Source organism: Pseudoalteromonas sp. K222D, assembly GCF_017653575.1.
Taxonomy (GTDB): Bacteria; Pseudomonadota; Gammaproteobacteria; order Enterobacterales; family Alteromonadaceae; genus Pseudoalteromonas; species Pseudoalteromonas nigrifaciens.
The window spans coordinates 17,681-39,359 of the sequence record NZ_JAGGDL010000001.1; the positions used below are offsets into that span (position 1 = coordinate 17,681).

Genomic DNA, 21,679 nt, shown 5'->3' on the forward strand with positions numbered 1-21,679 from the left:
ATGCCACAAAATGGGTAAACATAAGAGCAACAAATAACAATACTCACATTTAGGCCTTAAAACTGTATAAAAATAAAGCGCATTTATAAAAATTTTTAAAGAGTTGCCCACAATAGTTTTTTTATCTTACTTTACTAGGTAAGATACAGGGTTCAAGTGCAGCGCCGTTTAAGAGCAATTTTGCCAGCGTGTGGTGCGTAGTTAAATTATATAGTTAGGCAACTTATATCATTGGAGTGAAGATGAGCCATTTAGCGATTTCAGAGCTATTAAAAGGCAAGGTATCGGTAGACAGCCAAGTTACAGTAAAAGGCTGGATCCGTACTCGCCGCGATTCAAAAGCAGGAATTTCATTTTTAGCCGTTCATGACGGTTCGTGTTTTGATCCTATTCAAGCGGTAGTTCCTAATTCACTTAATAATTATGATGAAGTCACTAGCCTAACAGCCGGTTGTTCTGTGTCGGTTACCGGTGTTTTAGTGCAATCTGCTGGCCAAGGTCAGTCTTATGAGATTCAAGCTAACTCGGTTACTGTATTAGGTTGGGTAGAAAACCCAGATTCGTACCCTATGGCTGCAAAGCGTCATAGTATTGAGTACTTACGTGAGCACGCTCACCTTCGCCCTCGTACTAACATGATTGGTGCCGTAACCCGTGTACGTAACTGTTTAGCTCAAGCTATTCATCGCTTTTACCATGAGCAAGGTTTTTTATGGATAAGCACCCCTATTATCACAGCAAGTGACTGTGAAGGCGCAGGTGAAATGTTCCGCGTATCAACGCTTGATATGCAAAACTTACCGCTTACCGATAAAGGCGAAGTAGATTACAGCAAAGATTTTTTTGGTAAAGAAGCATTTCTTACTGTATCTGGCCAGTTAAATGGTGAAACTTACGCGTCGGCAATGTCAAAAATTTATACGTTTGGCCCAACCTTCCGCGCAGAAAACTCAAATACTTCGCGCCACCTTGCCGAGTTTTGGATGGTAGAACCTGAATTAGCATTTGCTGATTTAGAAGATATTGCAAAACTAGCAGAGCAGATGTTGAAGTATGTGTTTAAAGCCGTACTAGAAGAGCGCCGCGATGACATGGAATTTTTTGCACAACGTGTAGAAAAAACAGCCATTACTCGCCTTGAAGAATTTGTAGAAAAAGACTTTGCACAAGTTGATTACACCGAAGCGGTAGAAATATTAAAAGCCTGTGGTAAAAAGTTTGAGTACGCTGTTGAATGGGGCGTAGATTTACAGTCTGAACACGAGCGTTACTTAGCAGAAGAACACTTTAAAGCACCGGTTGTTATTAAAAACTACCCACGCGATATTAAAGCGTTTTACATGCGCCAAAACGAAGACGGTAAAACCGTTGCCGCAATGGACATAGTAGCGCCAGGTATTGGTGAGATCATTGGTGGCTCACAACGTGAAGAGCGCCTAGACATTCTCGATGCTCGTTTAGACGAAATGGGCTTAAACAAAGACGACTACAGCTGGTACCGCGATTTACGTAAATACGGTACTGTGCCGCACTCAGGCTTTGGTTTAGGTTTTGAGCGTTTAGTTGCTTATGTCACCGGTATGGGCAACGTACGTGACGTTATTGCCTTCCCTCGTACTAAAGGCAGCGCAACGTACTAATACGTTAACGCTTACTGTGTACCATAGTAAAAACCAGCCGATTGGCTGGTTTTTTATGCCCAAATAACCATCACATCAGGTTAAGCAATATTTATATCGTTATTGTAAAAATTAGATTTTTATAAATATTTTGCGTTTATATAAAGCATACGAAATTAACCAAAGTACATAAACATGTGCAGCTGCGTATATAAATGAAGCTAACTTGGCACTAAAAACTAAACTAAGGCCATGATATAGCCAGCCTCCTAAATTATGTTCACCAATTACAATAAGCGTATAAGTGCCTACCCATAACCCCGAAAGTACATAAATAAACAGAGGGTTTGAGCCATAAATAACCAGCGGTTCAATTAAACTATCCTGCTTTGCTATATCACATAACCACACAAAAAAGGCTAACACTAAACACGCTATACCAGATGTATAAAGTACAAAGCTACTACTCCATAACGATTTATTAATCGGCATTACAAACGTCCATACTTGCGCAACTATAATAGTTAAAATGCCGATAGTAATTAAGCGTTTAACACTTAATAGTTTATTGTTAGTACTGCTTAATAACCGAGTTACTTCAAAACCAAAGAGTATGCTCACTACACTGGGCAAAGTACTTAATAGTCCTTCGGGATCAAATGCTATACCTTTACCTTGCCACAAATGATTTGCTGATAGCAGAGCAAGATCAACCTGCCTAACTATATTACCCTCTAAACTGTATGCGTTATCACCCCCTACTGACAACAATAAAGCCCAGTAACCAAGTAAAATTAATGCTGAAATAATAACTATGCCACGCTGCTTAAATATAAGCACTATTAAGGCAGCCAAAATATAAGCAATGCCGATACGCTGTAATACACCTAATATTCTTAAGTTTTCTAAATCATTAGTAAATGGATACATATTTAAGACTAAACCGATAGCAAACATAATAGCGCCGCGTTTAATTATGCGAAAAAATTGCGTGGGCGTTAAGGTAAAATCCGATTTTTTAAACGAAAAATACATGGCAGAGCCGATAATAAACATAAACAGCGGAAAAACTAAATCTGTTGGGCTGCAACCATGCCAATCAGCATGGAGTAACGGTGAGTACACATGTGACCATGAACCGGGTGTATTTACTAAGATCATTAACGCAATAGTTAACCCCCTGAGTGCATCTAGCGCTTTATACCTTACCATTTTATTTCCTTTTTATTTAAACCAGCTAATGACAACGCTGTCACTTTGGGTTAATTGAATGCTGTTGGCAAGTATTTTTTGTTAATTACCCTCTTGTTAAAAGGTTGGATCAAAGTCGTAAGTGTATAAATTATAATCTGATTAAATTATTTAGTATCTTAGGTTTATTAGGCACAATTAAAAGCCGCAGCATCATAAAATGATACTGCGGCTTTTAATTTATCACTATAACTATAAATACAAATATAATTTTTAGTTATTAACTTATAGAGCTTGCTCTAGCTGTGGTAAAACATCAAACAGATCGGCAACTAAACCGTAGTCTGCAACCTGAAAAATAGGTGCGTCTGGGTCTTTATTAATTGCGACAATTACTTTTGAGTCTTTCATACCGGCTAAATGCTGAATTGCACCACTAATACCCACTGCAATGTACAAGTTTGGCGCTACAATTTTACCTGTTTGCCCTACTTGCATGTCATTTGGTACAAAGCCTGCATCAACTGCTGCGCGCGAAGCACCAATAGCAGCGCCTAACTTGTCGGCTATTCCGTGTAATAAACTAAAGTTTTCGCCATTTTGCATACCACGACCACCTGAGATAACCACAGTAGCTGCGGTTAATTCTGGGCGTTCTGATTTAGTTTGCTCATCGCTTACAAAGCTGCTTAGCGCAGAATCAGATACTGTATTAACTGCTGTTATTGGCGCGCTTGCTTGCTCTGTTTGTAAGTCGAAGCTACTAGCACGTACCGTGATAACTTTTTTGCTATCGAGTGACTTAACCGTAGCAATTGCATTACCCGCATAAATAGGACGCTTAAATGTTTCAGCGTCAACAACGTCAATAATTTCTGAAATTTGTGCAACATCAAGCAAGGCTGCAACGCGCGGCATAAAGTTTTTACCTGTAGTGGTAGCACTTACCACTATGTGGCTATAAGAATCAGCAAGCGATAGCACTAAATCTGCCATACTTTCAGCTAATTGATGTGCATAAACTGCGTTATCTGCTACCAGTACACTGGCTACGCCATTAATAAGCGCAACTTCTTCGCTCAGTACACCTAGGTTTTCGCCCGCAATAAGCACATCAATAGGAAAACCAAGTTTTGCTGCTGCGTTAATTGTTTTTGAGGTTTCTGGTTTTAATACACCGTTATCGTGCTCTGCTATTACAAGTGTTTTCATTTAGATTACCTTCGCCTCTGTTTTTAATTTTTCTACAAGTTGCGCCACGTCCTCAACTATAATACCGGCAGTACGTTTAGCTGGCTCTTCAACGCTAATTAATTGCACACGGGCCGTTAAATCAACACCCAAAGTATCGGCTGCAATAACCTCAAGCGGTTTACGTTTCGCTTTCATTATATTTGGCAGCGACGCATAACGTGGCTCATTTAAACGTAAATCGGTAGTTACAATAGCCGGTAAATTAAGCGCTACTGTTTGTAAGCCGCCGTCAACTTCACGGGTAACATTAACTTTTCCATCAACCACTTCAACTTTTGAAGCAAACGTACCTTGGCCACGTTTGGTCAATGCAGCTAGCATTTGGCCGGTTTGGTTATTGTCTGAATCAATTGATTGCTTACCTAAAATAACTAATTCTGGTGCTTCTTGTTCTACAATTTTTGCAAGTAATTTAGCAATGTGCAGCGACTCTAACTTTTCATCGGTTTCGATGTGAATGGCTTTGTCGGCGCCTAGGGCTAATGCCGTACGTAACTGTTCTTGCGAGGCTTTTGGGCCAATTGTTACGGCAATAACTTCGCTTGCTGTACCCGCTTCTTTTAAGCGAATCGCTTCTTCAATTGCAATTTCGCAAAATGGGTTTATCGCCATTTTTACGTTGGTTAAATCAACGTCTGTTTTGTCTGACTTAACTCGCGCTTTTACGTTGTAATCTATAACTCTTTTTATTGGTACGAGAACTTTCATATGGACTCCATCGTTATTTAAACCTACAAGCTGACGTGCACGTCAACCTATTTATTTTATGAAATCAGACTACTGTCTATTGACGTAAACATCAACCTAAAATAACCTTTAAACATTCACAACCCATAACTTTTTATTAGCATCTATCAAATGGGTTATGTATTTCATTAACGTGTAGTTAAATATAGGGTACGTTAACCATTCGAATAAGAGGTATTTATGATCACCCGGGAAACCATGGAATTTGATGTAGTTGTTGTAGGTGCAGGCCCAGCGGGTCTTGCATGTGCAATAAAACTGGCACAACAAGCGCAAAATAAACAACAAGAATGCATGATCTGTGTCGTTGAAAAAGGTTCAGAAGTGGGTGCTCATATACTCTCTGGTGCCGTGTTTGAAACCAAAGCGCTGGATGAATTACTGCCAAATTGGCAAGAGCTCAACGCCCCTGTAACCACCAAAGTAGCAAAGGATGAAATTTACTGGTTTAACAACGAACAAAAAGCCACCGCTATTCCGCACTTTGCCACACCAAAAACCTTTCATAATGATGGCAATTATATTGTCTCTATGGGGAATGTTTGTCGCTGGTTAGCTGAGCAAGCAGAAGCACTGGGAGTCGAGATTTTTCCTGGGTTTAGTGCGCATTCGCTTATTATTGAAGACGACACAGTAAAAGGCATTATTACTGGCGATATGGGCCTTGATAAAGACGGTAACGAAAAAGATGGTTATATGCCAGGCATGGAGCTACGCGCTAAATACACCGTATTTGCCGAAGGTTGTCGTGGTCATTTGGGCAAACAACTTATTAATGAGTTTGCCCTCGATGATGAGTCATCACCGCAGCACTATGGCTTAGGCTTAAAAGAAATTTGGCAAATTGATGAAAGTAAGCATCAGTTAGGCACAGTAGTACACGGTACAGGCTGGCCATTACAAGGCGATACTAACGGCGGCGCATTTATGTACCACTGTGAAAACAACCAAGTTGTGGTAGGACTGATTGTTGATCTCAACTACTCAAACCCGCATTTAAGCCCGTTTGATGAGTTTCAGCGCATGAAACACCATCCGGTGTTTAAAAATGTATTAGCAGGCGGCGAACGTGTTGCTTATGGTGCTCGTGCTATTGCTAAAGGCGGCTTGCACTCATTACCAAAAATGCATTTTCCTGGTGGGTTATTGGTAGGCTGCGATGCAGGTACGCTTAACTTTGCAAAAATTAAAGGTAATCATACTGCAATGAAGTCGGGTATGGTGGCAGCTGAAGTTATTTTTAAAGCATTAGAAAATGAGCAAGCAAATACCGACTTAAGCGAGTTTAAAGACGCGTTTGAGCAATCTTGGGCTTATAAAGAATTGCAGCAATCACGTAACTTTGGCCCTGTTATGCACAAGTTAGGTAAGTTTGTTGGTGGCGCATATAACACCCTAGATCAAAATATTTTTAATGGTTGCTTGCCATTTACTTTTAAAGACAACACCCCAGATCACGATACTTTAATTGATGCAGCGGATGCCGATAAAATAGTGTATCCAAAACCCGATGGTAAACTCAGTTTTGATAAGTTGTCGTCGGTATTTTTATCAAATACTAACCACGAAGAGTCACAGCCGTGTCATTTGCAATTAAAAGATCCGAGTATTCCAATTGCTGTAAACTTAGTTAAATTTGATGAACCTGCGCAGCGCTATTGCCCTGCTGGGGTTTATGAAATTCAAGAAATTGCTGGCACTAAAGAGTTTGTGATTAACTCGCAAAACTGCGTGCATTGTAAAACCTGCGATATTAAAGATCCGAGCCAAAATATTACTTGGGTAACTCCGGAGGGAACTGGCGGGCCAAATTATCCTAATATGTAGTTATTATTGTTAATAAAAAGTAGGTTTTTACATATAAATTATAAACCTACACTAATTTGCAGGGGCTTGTGCCCCTGTTTTGCGCTATGCTTACCCTAGTTTTTATAAAAGAGAATTAGTTATGCCGTCGTCAAAAGTTGTTTTTCGTTTTTTAGCAGAGCCTACTGATGTAAATTTTGGTGGTAAAGTGCATGGTGGAGCCGTCATGAAGTGGATTGACCAAGCTGGCTATGCATGTGCTGCAGGCTGGAGTGGCCATTACTGCGTTACTGTATCTGTGGCTGGGGTTAAGTTTAGACGCCCTATTTTAGTAGGCCAAATTGTTGAAGTGGAAGCTAAAATAGCGCATACCGGTAAAACCAGTATGCAAATATTTATTCAAGTGCGTTGTGGCGACCCCAAAACACAAAATATGGTTGAAACCAACCACTGTGTTATTAGCTTTATTGCTATGGATGAAACCGGTTACCCAGTAGCAGTGCCTTCTTTTAAAGCGATTACCGAAGAAGATTTAAAATTAGAAAACTACGCTATAAAAATGAAAGAAATTGCAATAGAGACGGAAAACTTACTGCATAAGGTATAAGTAACTAAAGTGTGCCTGTAAAAACCTCACACTTTTTGTAAAACATGCAATTGAGCTTAGAAAGTAACAACAAATAAAAGTTCACTGCTGTACACGTATCATACAAACGGCCATAAAAACCAATACTAAAGTAGGTTTTTATGGCCGTTTTTTTATGTTTTTAATAAGTGGCATGCTCACTGCACCTACCTTGATGACGTTTGATTTAATTACATCTTATTTTTTCAAGCATTTGATTTTTATTATTAAAGGAGCTAATTCATGATTAAAACACTTTCTCTTTCTACACTTGCTTTAGTAACACTGGGTTTTAATACTGCAGCTAAGGCTGATATTGCTGATTTCGATTCTCCACGTATCTACACGGGTGTTGGTTACGGTCAATATTCTTTTGAATTTGAAGACAGTGACAAAGACACTGACTTTGACGACGATGCACAAATGCTAAAAGGTTACGTTGGCGCACAATTTAACGAGTATTTAAGCTTAGAGCTTGCTTATCAAAACTTTGATGAAGTAAGTGATGTGGACAGCAAAGCTGAAATTGATGGCGTATCGCTTGCCGCACGCTTGGGCTATCCTATAACAGAGAGTTTTTCTGTGTATGCAAAAGGCGGTTGGCTTGAGTGGGATGCAGAATACACACAAGATTTACCAGTAGGTTCTGTTTCAGCTTCTACAGATGGTGGTGATGCGTTTTACGGTGCAGGTATTGAATATGCACTTACAACAAACGTTCAATTTCGTTTAGAGTATGAACGCTATAAACTTGATGACGATATTGACCCAGATATGGATGTAGCGTCTGTATCAGTGCAGTACATGTTTTAATTAAACCCTAAAACGTGTGTAAAAGGTAAGCTTAGGCTTACCTTTTTTGTTTTGAGTGGTTTAAACGCACATGCATATAAACCACTTAGTCTAATCAATACCTTTTAGACTAGGCTTCTATAAGTAATAAACTCACTTACAAGTAATGCCATAAACGCTAAATATGGGTAGAATAGCGCTCTATTTCATTTGCACCCGAGTACTATGAGCGATTATACCATTTCGGCTATTGGCCACATTCAATCACCTTATAAACAAAAGTTTGCTATACCTAGGCAACCTCGTTTAGTGCCAGAAGCTAAAGCAAAGCTTATTTTTGCGCCTGACTTTAATCGTGAAGAATTTGTACGCGGGCTCGATGAGTTTAGCCATATTTGGCTGCTATTTCGTTTTCATGAAACAGCCGACAAAGGCTATTCGGCTATGGTGCGCCCGCCTCGTTTAGGTGGTAATGCCCGCAAAGGCGTGTTTGCCACGCGTGCCACTTTTAGGCCTAACGCCATTGGTATGAGCGCAGTAAAACTAGAAGGTATAGAGTATAAAAATGGCCAACTGAGCTTATTACTCGCCGGAATAGATTTACTCGATGGCACACCAATAATCGATATAAAACCTTACTTACCCTATTCTGACTCTATGCCAGAGGCCAGTGCGGGGTTTGCTGACACCCGCCCAGAAACCCACATGAGCGTTGAATTTACCCCTGAAGTACTAGATTTTATTGCGCAGCAAACGCAATATCCAGATTTACAGGCGTTTATAAGTAATGTGCTAAAGCAAGATCCTCGCCCTGCTTATAAAAAGCAAAAAGACGGACAGCAAAGCTACGGTATGACTTTGTATAACTATAATATTTGCTGGCAAGTTAATGAGTCGCATAATTTAGTTACTAGTATAGAAAATACCTAAATAATTTATCACTTAGCGCTTTAGTGTAAATGCAACCGCTGGTAGACTGAAGCCCTTACAATATGTACATAATTACTCTAATTTCGGAAACAACATGCGTACCAGTCAATATATACTCGCCACACTTAAAGAAACGCCTTCGGATGCTGAAATTGTATCGCATCAATTAATGCTTAGAGCCGGTATGATCCGTCGTGTCGCTTCGGGTTTATACACTTGGTTACCCACTGGGTTACGGGTACTTAGAAAAGTAGAAAATATCGTACGTGAAGAAATGAATAAAGCCAATGCGATTGAAATGCTGATGCCAGTAATTCAACCAGCAGATTTATGGGAAGAATCAGGTCGTTGGGATGAGTTTGGTCCTGAACTTATGCGTTTTACCGATCGTCATAATCGTACCTTTGCGCTTGGCCCAACTCACGAAGAAGTGATCACTGATTTTGTTCGTAAAGAAATTAGCAGCTATAAACAGCTACCAATTTCTTTATACCAAATACAAACTAAAGTGCGCGACGAACGTCGTCCGCGTTTTGGTGTAATGCGCGCCCGCGAATTTACAATGAAAGATGCCTATTCATTTCACTTAAGTGATGAGTGTTTAGATGCAACGTATCAAGTAATGCACAAAGCGTATTGTAATATTTTTGAGCGTTTAAACTTAGACTACCGCCCTGTTATTGCCGACACGGGTTCTATTGGTGGTAGCGTATCGCATGAGTTTCATGTACTTGCAGAATCTGGTGAAGACGCTATTGCATTTAGTGATGGCAGCGACTACGCAGCAAATATTGAAAAAGCAGAAGCACTTGCACCAAGCGAGCCACGCCCAGCTGCAACAAAAGAGCTTAAAGCGTTTCCAACGCCTGACGCTAAAACAATTAACGAGCTTAAAAAGCACTACGGTGTTAAACCACATCGCGGTGTTAAAACATTAATCGTTTACGCTGCGCCTGATGAAAACGGGGTACGTGGTTTAGTTGCGCTAGTTTTACGCGGCGATCACGACCTTAACGAACTAAAAGCTGAAAAACACCCGTTAGTAGATTCTCCGCTTGAAATGGCAACAGAGGCAGACATTGTTGCTGCTATTGGTGCAAAACCTGGCTCATTAGGCCCGGTTGGCCTGTCTATGCCAATTATTGTTGATAGAAGCGCTAACATACTAGCTGACTTTGTTGCCGGCGCTAATAAAGACGACGAGCATTACAGCGGCATTAACTGGGATCGTGATGTAACTGATTATGAAGTTGCTGATATACGTAATATTGTAGAAGGCGATGCAAGCCCATGTGGCCAAGGCACTTTACAAATTAAACGTGGTATTGAAGTTGGCCATATTTTCCAACTTGGCACTAAATACTCACAAGCAATGAAGGCTGGCGTATTAAACGAATCAGGTAAAAACCAAATAATGACTATGGGTTGTTATGGTATTGGTGTGTCGCGTATTGTTGCTGCAGCAATCGAGCAAAACAACGACCAATACGGTATTATTTGGCCACAACCAATTGCACCGTTTGATTTAGCTATTGTGCCTATGAATATGCATAAGTCGCATCGCATTCCAGATATTGCTAACAACCTTTACCAAGGCTTAAAAGATGCTGGCCTTGATGTGTTATTTGATGACCGTAAAGAGCGCCCTGGCGTTATGTTTAACGACATGGAATTAATTGGCGTACCATTTACATTAGTTATTGGCGAGCGCAACCTTGATGAAAACAAAGTTGAACTTAAAAACCGCCGCACTGGTGAAAAGCTAATGATTGATATTGATACAGCAATCGATGCAATTAAAGCAGCTGTTAAAGGTTAAGCATAAAATACACTTAACTATAAATAAAAAAACCGCTTTAAAGCGGTTTTTTTATATCTAAAATATAATCACTTCAGCTAAAAAGGTGACTTATTAAAAGCCGCCTATTTCGCTTTAGTGTTAACTCAACCACGTAATAAGCTTGTCTTTTAACGTTTGCGGCTTAATTGGTTTAGTAATGTAGTCGTTCATACCGGCCGTTAAACAACGCTCTCTGTCGCCTTCCATTGCACTTGCTGTCATCGCAATGATAGGCACATGAATATATTCTATTCCGGCTTTGGCGTTTCTAATTTCGCTGGTGGTATCGTAGCCGTTTAAATTAGGCATTTGGCAATCCATTAAAATAACGTTAAAAGGTTGCTGTTTATTGCTCTTTAACGCCTCTAAAGCTTCAAGACCGTCAGATGCACAGGTGATTTTGACTTTAGTGTGCTTTAAAATCGCTTTAGCCACTTCTATGTTGATCATATTATCGTCAACTAAAAGCACATGATAAGCTGATAAGTCTGCATCTAAAGGCTCTTCAATTAAGCTCTTTGGTGGGGTAATAACAAACTCGCTACTGGCACCAAATAAACTCGCTAATTTGTAACTAAACTCATCTTGGGTAAGCGGTTTATTTAAAATATGTAGATGATCAGGAAATACTTTTTTCGATTGTTTGTTCATCACCATATCACGCAAAATTAGTACATATTTTTTATCGTACTGTTTGCAAAAGCTAATCAGGGCATTAACTTGTGGATGGTCGTCGTCAATAATTAATAAGTCCGCTTCAAACTCATCATGCTCACTAAAGTAATCTAACCTAACAATATTACTTTTATCTACTTTGCATGTTTGCAGTAATAAATCACACACATTGTTATACACATTATCGCGAGCAATTAATGCAGCAACATCAATACTGGTAGCAAGCTCAATGCCGGTATTTAGCTTTTTCTGGGGTGCTACATGCAGCTCAACGGTTGCAGTAAAAGTGCTCCCTACCCCTTTTTCGCTTGTTAGCGATATATTACCACCCATTAATTGCGCTAGCTTTTTACAAATTGATAAACCCAAGCCGGTACCGCCAAAATGGCGTGTGGTGCTTGAATCTTCTTGGGTAAACACTTCAAATAGTTTATCTATATTTTCAGCTGCTATGCCAATTCCAGTGTCTTTAACCGCAAAACTCATCTGTAATTTAGTATCGGTAATGTATTTAGAGCCTATGGTTAAGCTAACTTCACCTTTGTGAGTAAACTTAAAAGCATTATTAACCAAATTAATTAAAATTTGCTTAAGGCGATGGCTGTCACCTACTACCATACGATCAACAATATTGTGGGTGTGTAAAAATACTTCAAGTCCTTTGCGTTGCCCTTGTAGCGCTAATGAGTTAATCATATCGCTGCACACGGTAACAACATCAAAGCTGTGATTATCAATATCGAGCTTACCCGCTTCTATTTTTGAAAAATCTAAAATATCATTAATTAAATTCATTAAAGAATTAGCACTGCTATTTGCAAGTTTTAAATAATGATGCTGTTGCTCTGATAAGCCATCTTCTTTAAGCATTTCTAGCATGCCTAATACCCCGTTCATAGGGGTGCGTATTTCGTGAGAAATATTAGCTACAAAGTCACTTTTAGCTTGGCTTGCTGCTAATGCTTCATCTATTGCGCGTTCAAGCTCTCGGGTTCTTTGCGAAACTTTAAGCTCTAAAGTGGTATTAACTCCCTCTAGTTCAGCTTGAATGTTTTTAAGCGAGCTTATGTCTCTTAAAATAGCCGCAACTTGATAACGCTCATTAAACACATCATAAATACTGCTGAGGGTTATTGAGTAGTAGTATTTATTGCCCAAGCTGTCGGTATGCATGGCTTCAAAGGGCATTTTAGAGCCATTTTTAATGGTTTCTCTTATGCATTGCTCATCTTCTTTATTTAAAGTAAATAAAGAAATAAAATTTACGTTATCACTCTCTAGTATATCGCCAAACACTTGCTTAGCTGTGTTATTAAATTGCACCACTTTACCCGACTCTGAAATGCTAAAAATAGCATCTAAGGAGTTTTCTATTACTCTGTTATTTTGCTCTTTTAACGAGTTAATAAGTAACTTTCGGTTTATAAAGCGCTGATACAGCATGGTCATAACTAAAAACACACCAAAAAATACAGCTAATGTAGTAATAAAGCTTTGGCGTCTCTCGCTCACTTTTGCTAATAATGTTTGCGTATCTACACTCACAGCAAGCTCGAGTGGCAGCATGGCAATATCATTACCAAAATAAATACGCTTTTGCAGTGTGTATTGTTGTGGGTAGTTATTTAACGGCAGCGTTTTGTCTGCAGCCATATTTTGCGCGCCAACAGACTCTTGCTCCCAGGTTCTGCTTTTATTAAACTCAAACCCAAAGCGCAGCTCTGGGTTTGGATGATATAAAAACTCACCTTGGTTATTCATTAAATAAATTGCAGTGCCTTGCGGAGACTCAAAAGTGAGGCTTTTAAATAGTTGCTCTGCATAATAATTCGTAACTAAAACCGCAGAAACCTGTTTGTTTTTGTCAAATACAGGTTTTGCTACCCGAAAGGTACTGATATAAGGCTGCTGAATTTTACCATTTTCACGGTTGTAATTTATTGGCGAAATATAAACAGTGTGCTCATCAAGCATACTGGTTTTAATAACGTAATCTCGTTGGCCTTTTTGTTGTAATTGCTCGCCTTCGAGTATGGTAATTTTGCCTTGCTCGGTCCGATCAACCCTTACGACTTCTTGCCCGCCTTCTGCTAGCATTATATAACGCGCTTGTAATATGCTTTCGTCGGTGCGCATAAAGCCAGAAAATATACTCGCTAAGCGATTTTTCCAAATGGCCATAGGCGTTGCAGATGCTGGATCTGACAATTGATTTTCACTAGCGCGTGATATTGCTTTTATAGGTGGGGTTGCATCTAAAAATCGAATGGCGTTAACACTGTCGGTAAAGTGTTTTTTTAACGATAATGTTTTAGTTTCGAGTTCGCGTTTTAGCTCTATTTGCGCCGTGTGATAAATTTCACTTCTTACTTTTTGCTCAAATATATACATTGAAGGCAACGCAATGATCATAAAAATCATTACGGCAAAAAGTATTAGCTTATTACTTTTTGCAACTCTAGATAAAAAATTTCGTTTTAACATTTACTATTACCTACACTATAGTACTTACATAAGTAGTCTAGATTGAGAAACAATAAACCTCAAAATTAATTACTTACCTCTTTTATTTGCAATAAAGAGTGCCAAATTATGAAGTGTATTCTACCACTACCATTGCTCTTAATGAAATAAACTAAACGCTATTTATATTTGTTTATAAATGAAAAAGGCAGCGAGTGCTGCCTTCAAAACTTAAAGCTTTGTCTATTAACTATCTAAATAACACATCTTCGCGGTTAAACCATTTAACGCAAAAAGCTAATAAAATACCGGCAATAATAGCTGTAGCTAAAAATATTAGCCCTATTAGCGTGTAATCTACTGTGCCTTTAACTATTTCTTTTATTGCTAACGCTACATTAGTGACAGGAATAAACGCTGTTTTAACAGTGAGTTCCACATTTGGCATTAAGGCAATTATTACCGGAAAAATAACGCCCAGAGATAACGGTGTCATGTAGTTTTGCGCTTCTTTAAAGGTACGTGCGTAAATTGAAATAGCTAACGCTAGCGCAGAAAATATAGCCGCCAGTGGTAACAGTAATACAAAAATCATTAATAAATCAGAAACGGCTAAGCTACTAAATGCAACTTTAATAAATTCAAGATCCGCAAAAGTAATCGCCAAGGCTATCCACACTCCCATACTCAGCACAGTAATGGTTGTAGAGGCAATCGAAGTAGTTAAAAGGGTAATAAATTTACCTAAAACAAGTTGTGTACGAGTGATAGGTGTTAACAATAATGTCTCTAGGGTGCCACGTTCTTTTTCGCCTGCTCCTAAGTCAATGGCAGGATAAGTTGCTCCCATTAATACTAAAGGCACTAATAAGTACGGTAAAAACCCACCTATTTTTTCACCTAGGTTTTCACGTTTGTCGGCGGTATCTACTTTTACAACTTCAATTGGTTCAAGTATTGCTTTTTGCGTTGCTTCGTCAATGCCAAAACTAAGCAGCTTTTGTACTTGTAACGCATCGCTGTATTCTTGCGCTAGCTCTTTCACCCGCTGAAACAAAAAGTTAATAGACTTAGCGTCGTTAAACACTACCTGCCATTTGCTTTGCTGTGCATTATTTAACGTTTGCTGTGCATTGCTTGGTAAATAAATGCCCATATCAATATCGCCAGCAATCACTGCGGCTTTAAGCTGTGCAACACTATTAAAGGTTTTAGTGCCTTTATACTGCTCAAAACTTTTATGGTAAAACACTTTGTCGGTAAACTCTGGCGCATAGTCGCCGTTTACAATAGCGTAGGTATTTACTTTTTGCTCTGCATCCATAGCTGCTTGTGCGCTAATAAAGGCAACAACGGCAAAAATAAGTGGGAACACTGCAACTGGCACAGCCACTACAAATATGAGCGTTTTTTTATCGCGTAGTAACTCTCTTAATTCCTTTTTAAATACTTCAAACATCACGTTTCTCCGTTAATATGTTCATAAACGCTTGGTTAAGTTCTTCACTGTTACCTGTTTGTTTAAACTCTTCTACAGTGCCATCAAAACAGCTTACGCCTTCGTTAATCACTGCTACGCGGTCGCACAGTAAAGCAACTTCATCTAGGTGGTGCGTTGAAAAAACAACCGGTGTGCCTTGCGCTTTTAAACCTTTTATAAAGTTAATTACCGTTTGTGTGGTCATAATATCTAACCCGGTCGTTGGCTCATCTAAAACCACTACAGCAGGATAATGCACTACTGCGCGGGCAATATTGGCTTTTTGTTTCATTCCGGTTGAGAGGTTTTCTGCACGCTTATCTATAAATTTATGCATATCGAGCAAGGTAAATAGCTCTTCGCAGCGTGTTGCAATATCTTTTTTGCTCATGCCATGGAGTTTTGCAAAATATTCGATGTTTTCTTTTACGGTTAAACGCCCGTATAAGCCGGTTGAACCCGATAGAAACCCAATCGATTTACGCCCCAGCAATGGCTTTTTTATTATGTCGTTACCGGCAATGGTAATACTGCCGGCATCGGGTTTTAAGGCAGTAGAAATCATTCTTAACGTGGTGGTTTTACCTGCGCCATTTGGTCCTAGCAGTCCAAGTACTTCGCCTTTTGCACAACGAAAGCTAACATCTCTAACTGAATGAAAATAATCTTTATCTTCGCGCGGGTCTATTTCATCTACTTTGTTTTTTTTATGATCTTTAGTTAGCTTAAATTTCTTTTTAAGGCCAATAACTTCTATCATGTTCGTATCCTTCGTTTTTCTCTAAAGTAATCCGTATTATTATAAAATGTGTCGTCGGTGTTGTCCTCATGCCACCCCGGAACACCTAGTAGTGGTAAAGGTGAAAGGAGTTTATTGTCGGCTAAACACTGATCGGTTTTTATCATCTCATAAAGTCTTTGATCTAGGTACTGGTATTGGGTAACTAAATCTTTACAAAATATTTCATCGGGTACAGTTACAAACAACGCTTTACCCGTTAAACCAATATAGGGTTTAGTTAGCATTTCGTAATTTGCATGGCCAAACATAAATGGTTTGATGGTTTTTCCCCACTGCGATCTATGCTCAACAAACGCTGTTTTCCATTGATGATCGCGCAACCACTGTTGCCATTGGGTATTGCTAATAGCCAGTACAACACCGCATTCGTCAAATAAGGTTAGGGCATTGCGATGTTTGGTACGCTGCTTTGTGCCATGTACTGCAATATCTGCTACGTGGCGTTGATTAATGAGCGCTTTGGTTTTAGGAAATAAACACCAAATAAAGCCACCAAATAAGTCGTGCCAATTTTCAGTACGCGTAGGCACCTGCCCTGTTTCAAAAATAACTTGCTCGTAATAACGCTCAGCAAAATCTATTTTTGCATCATCGACAAAGCTAATAGCCAAGTTATTGGCATTAATTGCGTTTAAGTGTGGGCTAAACCAGCTAGGCAGAGGCCAATTTTTTTGCTCATGTATATTAAACAACGTGCGCAAATGCTCAAAAGCGCCGCTTTGTAAGCAGCTTGGCTGAAATTCTTCTGGGGGAGTAAAACGCTTCATTATTATTTGTACTTACTAGTTTATACCTTAAATTTTGTAACAGTTTACCGCAAAAACTGGTTCTAATTAATAGAACTTCATATACTGGGTTATCTTAAAACAAAAATAGAGCCAATATGAAACGTTATTTCTCTCTTACCCTTATCACTGCTGCCGTATTAGCGGGCTGCGCTACAACAAGTATTACCTCCGATGATGTAACTAAGGGCTACAACAGTATTCAAGCTGATGAAATTGCTAAGCATGTAAAAGTGTTAGCATCGGATGAATTTGGTGGCCGTGCCCCTTCATCGCCAGGCGAAAAGCTAACGCTTGATTACCTAACAGCGCAATTTAAAGCCTTGGGTTTAAAGCCCGGTAATGGCAATAGCTTTTTACAAGAAGTTCCACTAGTTTCGCTTGAAGCAGACTCAGACATGGTATTAAAAATTGGTGGTAAAAACTACCAATACAAAACAGACATGGTAATGGGCAGTAGTCGCATTAGCGAAAACCAAGCAATTGAAAACTCTGAGCTAGTATTTGTTGGTTACGGCGTTAATGCACCAGAGTATAACTGGAACGATTACGAAGGCTTAGATGTTAAAGGCAAAACGGTAGTAATGCTGGTAAACGATCCGGGCTTTGCAACTAAAAACCCTGATTTATTTACTGGCGATGCCATGACATATTATGGCCGTTGGACTTATAAATACGAAGAAGCGAGTCGTCAAGGTGCAGCGGGCGCAATTATTATTCACGAAACAGCACCGGCTTCATACCCTTGGTCTGTAGTAGAAAACTCGTGGAGTGGTGAGCAGTTTGGCTTTCAAAAAGAAAACAATAATATGGACCGTGTAGCCGTTGAAGGCTGGGTAACAACAGACGTAGCCAAAGAGCTGTTTAATAAAGCAGGGCTTGATTTTGATACATTAAAAGCCAATGCTGCAAAAGGCGCTTACCACGTTGATATGGGCGATTTGACTGCCTCTATAAAGATAAAAAACACCATTAAAAAGTCTATCTCGTATAACTTTATTGCCACTTTACCGGGCAGTGAAAAACCAGATGAACATGTTATTTATTCTGCACATTGGGATCACTTAGGCACTGATAAAAACCGCAAAGGGGATCAAATTTTTAATGGCGCGCACGATAATGCTACCGGTACGGCTGGTTTAATTGAAGTGGCTGAAGCCTTTACTAAATTACCTAAGCACCCTAGCCGTTCAATGACCTTTTTAGCGGTAACCGCTGAAGAGCAAGGCTTATTAGGGTCAAAATATTATGCAGCTAACCCTGTTATTGCTGCCAATAAAACCGTTGCTAACATTAATATGGACAGCTTAAATTTATTAGGCAAAGTAAAAGATATTAGCGTGGTAGGTATTGGTAAATCACAAATGGATGATTTATTAACAACGGTTGCGCTTGAGCAAGGCAGAACAATATCTGGCGATCCTAATCCTTCTTCGGGTGGTTACTATCGCTCTGATCACTTTGCTTTTGCAAACATGGGCATTCCAGCCATGTACGCAGGTGGTGGCACGCAAGCCTTTGACGAAGAAACTGCAAACTACCGTAAGCGTATGAGCTTAGTACTGCGCGGTTGTTATCATCAACCATGCGATCGCTACCGTGATGAATGGGATTTATCGGGCGCGGTGCAAGACCTACAATTATTTTATAAAGTAGGTTTTAATATTTCTGAGCAAGAGCAATGGCCAACGTGGAACACTAACTCTGAGTTCCAACGTAAGTAATTTAATCTTATCTAATCGAAAAACTCAAATAGAGTAATCGATATAATTGCACCCAAATGATATTGATTATCATTTGAGTGCAATGTAAAGTGTAGCTTAGTTACTTACTAGGCCACACTTTATGCAATTACTCTCACATAGTGGATTTATAACAGCCAATTCAAAACGCTTTATGGGTCAAAACAAACGCTTATTATTACCACTATTTATATTAGTGTGTTTAGCCCTACCTAATTTACGCGCTATTACTATTACTGCACTCAGTGACGCATTTTTTCAGGTCAGTGTTTTTGTAGCAGCTACCTTACTAATTTACTACTACGCCATAGCACGTTTACCACAATTAGAGCTTAGTTATTTAAGCGCTAAGTCGCCTATTTTAGAAGTTGCTTTTGCATCTATACTAGGTGCATTACCAGGCTGTGGTGGTGCAATTATTGTTGTTACCCAATTTACAAAAGGCCAAGCCAGTTTTGGCGCTATTGTCGCGGTTTTAGCTGCAACAATGGGTGATGCGGCATTTTTACTACTTGCTACTCGCCCTACCGAAGGAGTAATTATTATGGGTATTGGCTTGGTTGTAGGAACTTTAAGCGGGTTGATAGTAAATGCTATTCATAAAAAAGACTTTTTGCGACCACTCCCACAAAAGCATAAACAACAGGTTATACAGCTACCAACAGCTATTATTAAAATATCTAAGCCGGTATGGATGGTTGCTATTGTTCCAAGCTTAATTATTGCTTTGTTAATTGCGTTTAATGTTGATTTTAACAAGTGGGATACTAATATACCTAACATTATTAGCTCTTTTGGCGCTGCAATGGCACTGTTTATTGTCAGTATTTGGGCGTATTCGTCTAAAGGAGAGAGCTATAAAGAAGTCACCGCAGAAGACGATGCATGTAAGCGTAATCCTCCCTCTAATATTACCAAGGTATTACAAGACACTCACTTTGTAACTGCGTGGGTCGTTGCGTCATTTATGTTATTTGAAATATTAGTAAATGTGGCAGGACTTGATTTAAAAGCATGGTTTTTACACTATGCGTATTTAGCACCACTTATAGCGGTATTAATCGGTTTTTTACCCGGTTGCGGGCCACAAATAATTGTTACCACTTTGTACATTCAAGGTATTATTCCATTTAGTGCTTTAACTGCAAATGCTATTTCTAACGATGGCGATGCGCTGTTTCCTGCCATAGCAATGGCACCAAAAGCCGCGCTCATAGCAACTTTTTATACTGCAATACCGGCTTTAGGCGTGGGTTATGGTTTATATTTTTGGTGAGTAAATAATACTTTTAAATACAGTAAACAAAAAACCAGCCGAAGCTGGTTTTTTTAATAACAATAAGCGCGTATGTTTAGCTCATCGCCATCATCATTACCGATGGATTTTCTAAGTACGATTTCCAAAGGTTATTAAAACGGGCAATAGTGCCACCATCAATCACGCGATGATCGCCAGACCAGCTCACCTGCATTATAGCTTTGCTTACCACTTGGCCGTTTTCATCAAAACGCGGTAAGTGCTGTAATTTACCCAAAGCAACAATAGCCACCTCTGGTTTATTAATAATAGGCGTCGCAATAGTGCCGCCAATTGCACCAATATTTGAAATACTAATAGTACCGCCTTTCAAATCATCTGGCGCAACACGACCTTCTCGCGCTGAGTCGGTTAAACGGGTTAAATCGTTTGCAACTTCTACAATACTTTTGCTCTGACACGATTTAATATTAGGCACTAATAAACCTATTTTTGAGTCAACTGCAATTCCAATATTATGATCGTTATAATAGGTAAGCTCGCTGCACTCATCATTTACTTTAGAGTTAAGTACTGGGTACTCTTTCATTGCAAGCGATAATGCTTTAACAAAAAACGGCATCATGGTTAGTTTAATACCTTGCGCTTTATACTGCTCTTTTAAACTAGAGCGAAGCGCAATTAGCTTAGTTAAGTCTACTTCATCACTAAAGGTAAAGTGTGGAATGGTCGAAACCGACGCCACCATTTGTTTAGCCATTGCCGCTTTTATGCCTTTAATTGGCTCTACACGTGTACCACCTGAGTGTGTAGCTGATGTTCTTTGCTCATTGCCACTGTGCAATGGTGAGGTATCGATAGTGTTAGGAACTTCGCCTTTTACAAACTCTTCTATGTCTTGTTTATAAATACGGCCATTTTTACCACTGCCCGGTACACAGGTTAAATCAACATCAAGCTCGCGTGCTTTACGACGAACCGCTGGCGATGCAACTGCTTTTTTATTCACAATTTTAGTTGTTTGCTCAGCTTTAATAGCCGCTGGTTTATCTGCTGCATTAGTTTGTGCTTTTACCACTGCTTGATTTATATCTGCATCGGCTTTAGCTGTGCGCCCTGCTACCGTCATTTGAAATAACGGGCTGTGCACTTTGGCTATTTCACCTTTTTGATAATACAGCTTATTTACAACACCGGTATATTTTGCCGGTATTTGTACCAAGGCTTTGTCTGTCATTACATCACAAACCGCTTGATCCTCAACTATTTCTTCACCTTCGGCAACTAACCAGTCAACAATTTCACACTCAACAATACCTTCGCCTATATCTGGCAAAATAAAATCTTCTAAGTGCTCGCTGCTATTATTACTGACAACCGTTTGAGTTGCTTTTTCAGGTGCTGCATCAGCTTCTTCGCTAACTGCTTCACCACTTACATTCATAGCAAATAATGGCCCATGAACCTTGGCAATTTCACCTTTTTGATAATAAAGCTTGGTAATAACCCCATCATGTACAGCGGGTATTTGCACTAATGCCTTGTCTGTCATTACATCACAAATAGGCTGATCTTCAGCCACAGTGTCACCTTCTGCCACAAGCCATTCAACAACTTCGCATTCAACTATGCCTTCACCAATATCGGGTAATATAAACTCTTTAGCCATG

16 protein-coding genes are annotated in these 21,679 nt (G+C 39.4%); 8 read left to right on the forward strand and 8 right to left on the reverse strand.

The features are described 5' to 3' along the window. Positions 1-242: 242 nt before the first annotated feature. Positions 243-1,640 (forward strand): asparagine--tRNA ligase, encoded by a 1,398-nt coding sequence (gene asnS / locus J5X91_RS00095; RefSeq protein ID WP_208833821.1) that lies wholly within the window; start codon positions 243-245, stop codon positions 1,638-1,640. 111 nt (positions 1,641-1,751) lie between these two features. Here the strand turns inward: asnS and J5X91_RS00100 are convergent, their stop codons facing one another. The 3 genes from J5X91_RS00100 to J5X91_RS00110 form a co-directional block, all read right to left on the reverse strand. Beyond that, positions 1,752-2,831, reverse strand: coding sequence for a heparan-alpha-glucosaminide N-acetyltransferase domain-containing protein (locus J5X91_RS00100; protein ID WP_208833822.1), 1,080 nt, complete (start codon positions 2,829-2,831; stop codon positions 1,752-1,754). A 264-nt stretch (positions 2,832-3,095) separates the two neighbouring features. Then, positions 3,096-4,022 (reverse strand): FAD-binding protein, encoded by a 927-nt coding sequence (locus J5X91_RS00105; protein ID WP_086993365.1) that lies wholly within the window; start codon positions 4,020-4,022, stop codon positions 3,096-3,098. Further along, complete coding sequence (locus J5X91_RS00110; RefSeq protein WP_208833823.1) at positions 4,023-4,772, reverse strand: electron transfer flavoprotein subunit beta/FixA family protein; 750 nt, start codon at positions 4,770-4,772, stop codon at positions 4,023-4,025. 219 nt (positions 4,773-4,991) lie between these two features. Here J5X91_RS00110 and J5X91_RS00115 point away from each other — a divergent pair, with 219 nt between their 5' ends. The 5 genes from J5X91_RS00115 to J5X91_RS00135 all read left to right on the forward strand — a co-directional run bounded on the left by J5X91_RS00115 (position 4,992) and on the right by J5X91_RS00135 (position 10,783). Then, complete coding sequence (locus J5X91_RS00115; protein ID WP_208833824.1) at positions 4,992-6,638, forward strand: electron transfer flavoprotein-ubiquinone oxidoreductase; 1,647 nt, start codon at positions 4,992-4,994, stop codon at positions 6,636-6,638. A 121-nt stretch (positions 6,639-6,759) separates the two neighbouring features. Next, positions 6,760-7,224, forward strand: a complete 465-nt coding sequence (locus tag J5X91_RS00120) for an acyl-CoA thioesterase (protein ID WP_011328298.1) — start codon at positions 6,760-6,762, stop codon at positions 7,222-7,224. A gap of 261 nt (positions 7,225-7,485) precedes the next feature. Then, on the forward strand, positions 7,486-8,055 hold the full coding sequence (locus tag J5X91_RS00125) for an outer membrane beta-barrel protein (RefSeq protein WP_011328299.1): 570 nt from the start codon (positions 7,486-7,488) through the stop codon (positions 8,053-8,055). A gap of 204 nt (positions 8,056-8,259) precedes the next feature. Next, a complete protein-coding gene (gene tsaA / locus J5X91_RS00130; RefSeq protein WP_041454438.1) occupies positions 8,260-8,964 on the forward strand; it encodes a tRNA (N6-threonylcarbamoyladenosine(37)-N6)-methyltransferase TrmO in 705 nt (234 codons plus the stop codon). A 94-nt stretch (positions 8,965-9,058) separates the two neighbouring features. Then, the gene (locus J5X91_RS00135) at positions 9,059-10,783 is read left to right on the forward strand and encodes a proline--tRNA ligase (RefSeq protein WP_086994275.1); all 1,725 of its coding nucleotides are present in this window, start codon (positions 9,059-9,061) and stop codon (positions 10,781-10,783) included. Positions 10,784-10,903: 120 nt separating this feature from the next. On the opposite strand, the gene J5X91_RS00140 is transcribed toward J5X91_RS00135, so the two are convergent. From J5X91_RS00140 to J5X91_RS00155, 4 genes are all read right to left on the reverse strand, one after another. Then, entirely contained in the window at positions 10,904-13,963 is a 3,060-nt protein-coding gene (locus tag J5X91_RS00140; RefSeq protein WP_208833825.1) for an ATP-binding protein, read from the reverse strand. A 229-nt stretch (positions 13,964-14,192) separates the two neighbouring features. Next, complete coding sequence (locus J5X91_RS00145) at positions 14,193-15,401, reverse strand: ABC transporter permease (protein ID WP_011328303.1); 1,209 nt, start codon at positions 15,399-15,401, stop codon at positions 14,193-14,195. Then, on the reverse strand, positions 15,394-16,182 hold the full coding sequence (locus tag J5X91_RS00150) for an ATP-binding cassette domain-containing protein (protein WP_011328304.1): 789 nt from the start codon (positions 16,180-16,182) through the stop codon (positions 15,394-15,396). The genes J5X91_RS00145 and J5X91_RS00150 overlap by 8 nt, the downstream gene beginning before the upstream one ends. Next, positions 16,179-16,991 carry a DUF3025 domain-containing protein gene (locus tag J5X91_RS00155; RefSeq protein WP_208833826.1) on the reverse strand — a complete coding sequence of 271 codons (813 nt, stop codon included), beginning with the start codon at positions 16,989-16,991 and terminating at the stop codon, positions 16,179-16,181. The genes J5X91_RS00150 and J5X91_RS00155 overlap by 4 nt, the downstream gene beginning before the upstream one ends. 116 nt (positions 16,992-17,107) lie before the next feature. Between J5X91_RS00155 and J5X91_RS00160 the strand changes: the two genes are divergently transcribed. After that, positions 17,108-18,733 (forward strand): M28 family metallopeptidase, encoded by a 1,626-nt coding sequence (locus J5X91_RS00160; protein ID WP_089368342.1) that lies wholly within the window; start codon positions 17,108-17,110, stop codon positions 18,731-18,733. Between the two features lie 121 nt (positions 18,734-18,854). Then, positions 18,855-20,027, forward strand: a complete 1,173-nt coding sequence (locus J5X91_RS00165; RefSeq protein WP_208833827.1) for a putative manganese transporter — start codon at positions 18,855-18,857, stop codon at positions 20,025-20,027. A 76-nt stretch (positions 20,028-20,103) separates the two neighbouring features. On the opposite strand, the gene J5X91_RS00170 is transcribed toward J5X91_RS00165, so the two are convergent. Next, a complete protein-coding gene (locus J5X91_RS00170) occupies positions 20,104-21,678 on the reverse strand; it encodes a dihydrolipoyllysine-residue acetyltransferase (RefSeq protein ID WP_208833828.1) in 1,575 nt (524 codons plus the stop codon). Between the last annotated feature and the right edge of the window lies 1 nt (position 21,679).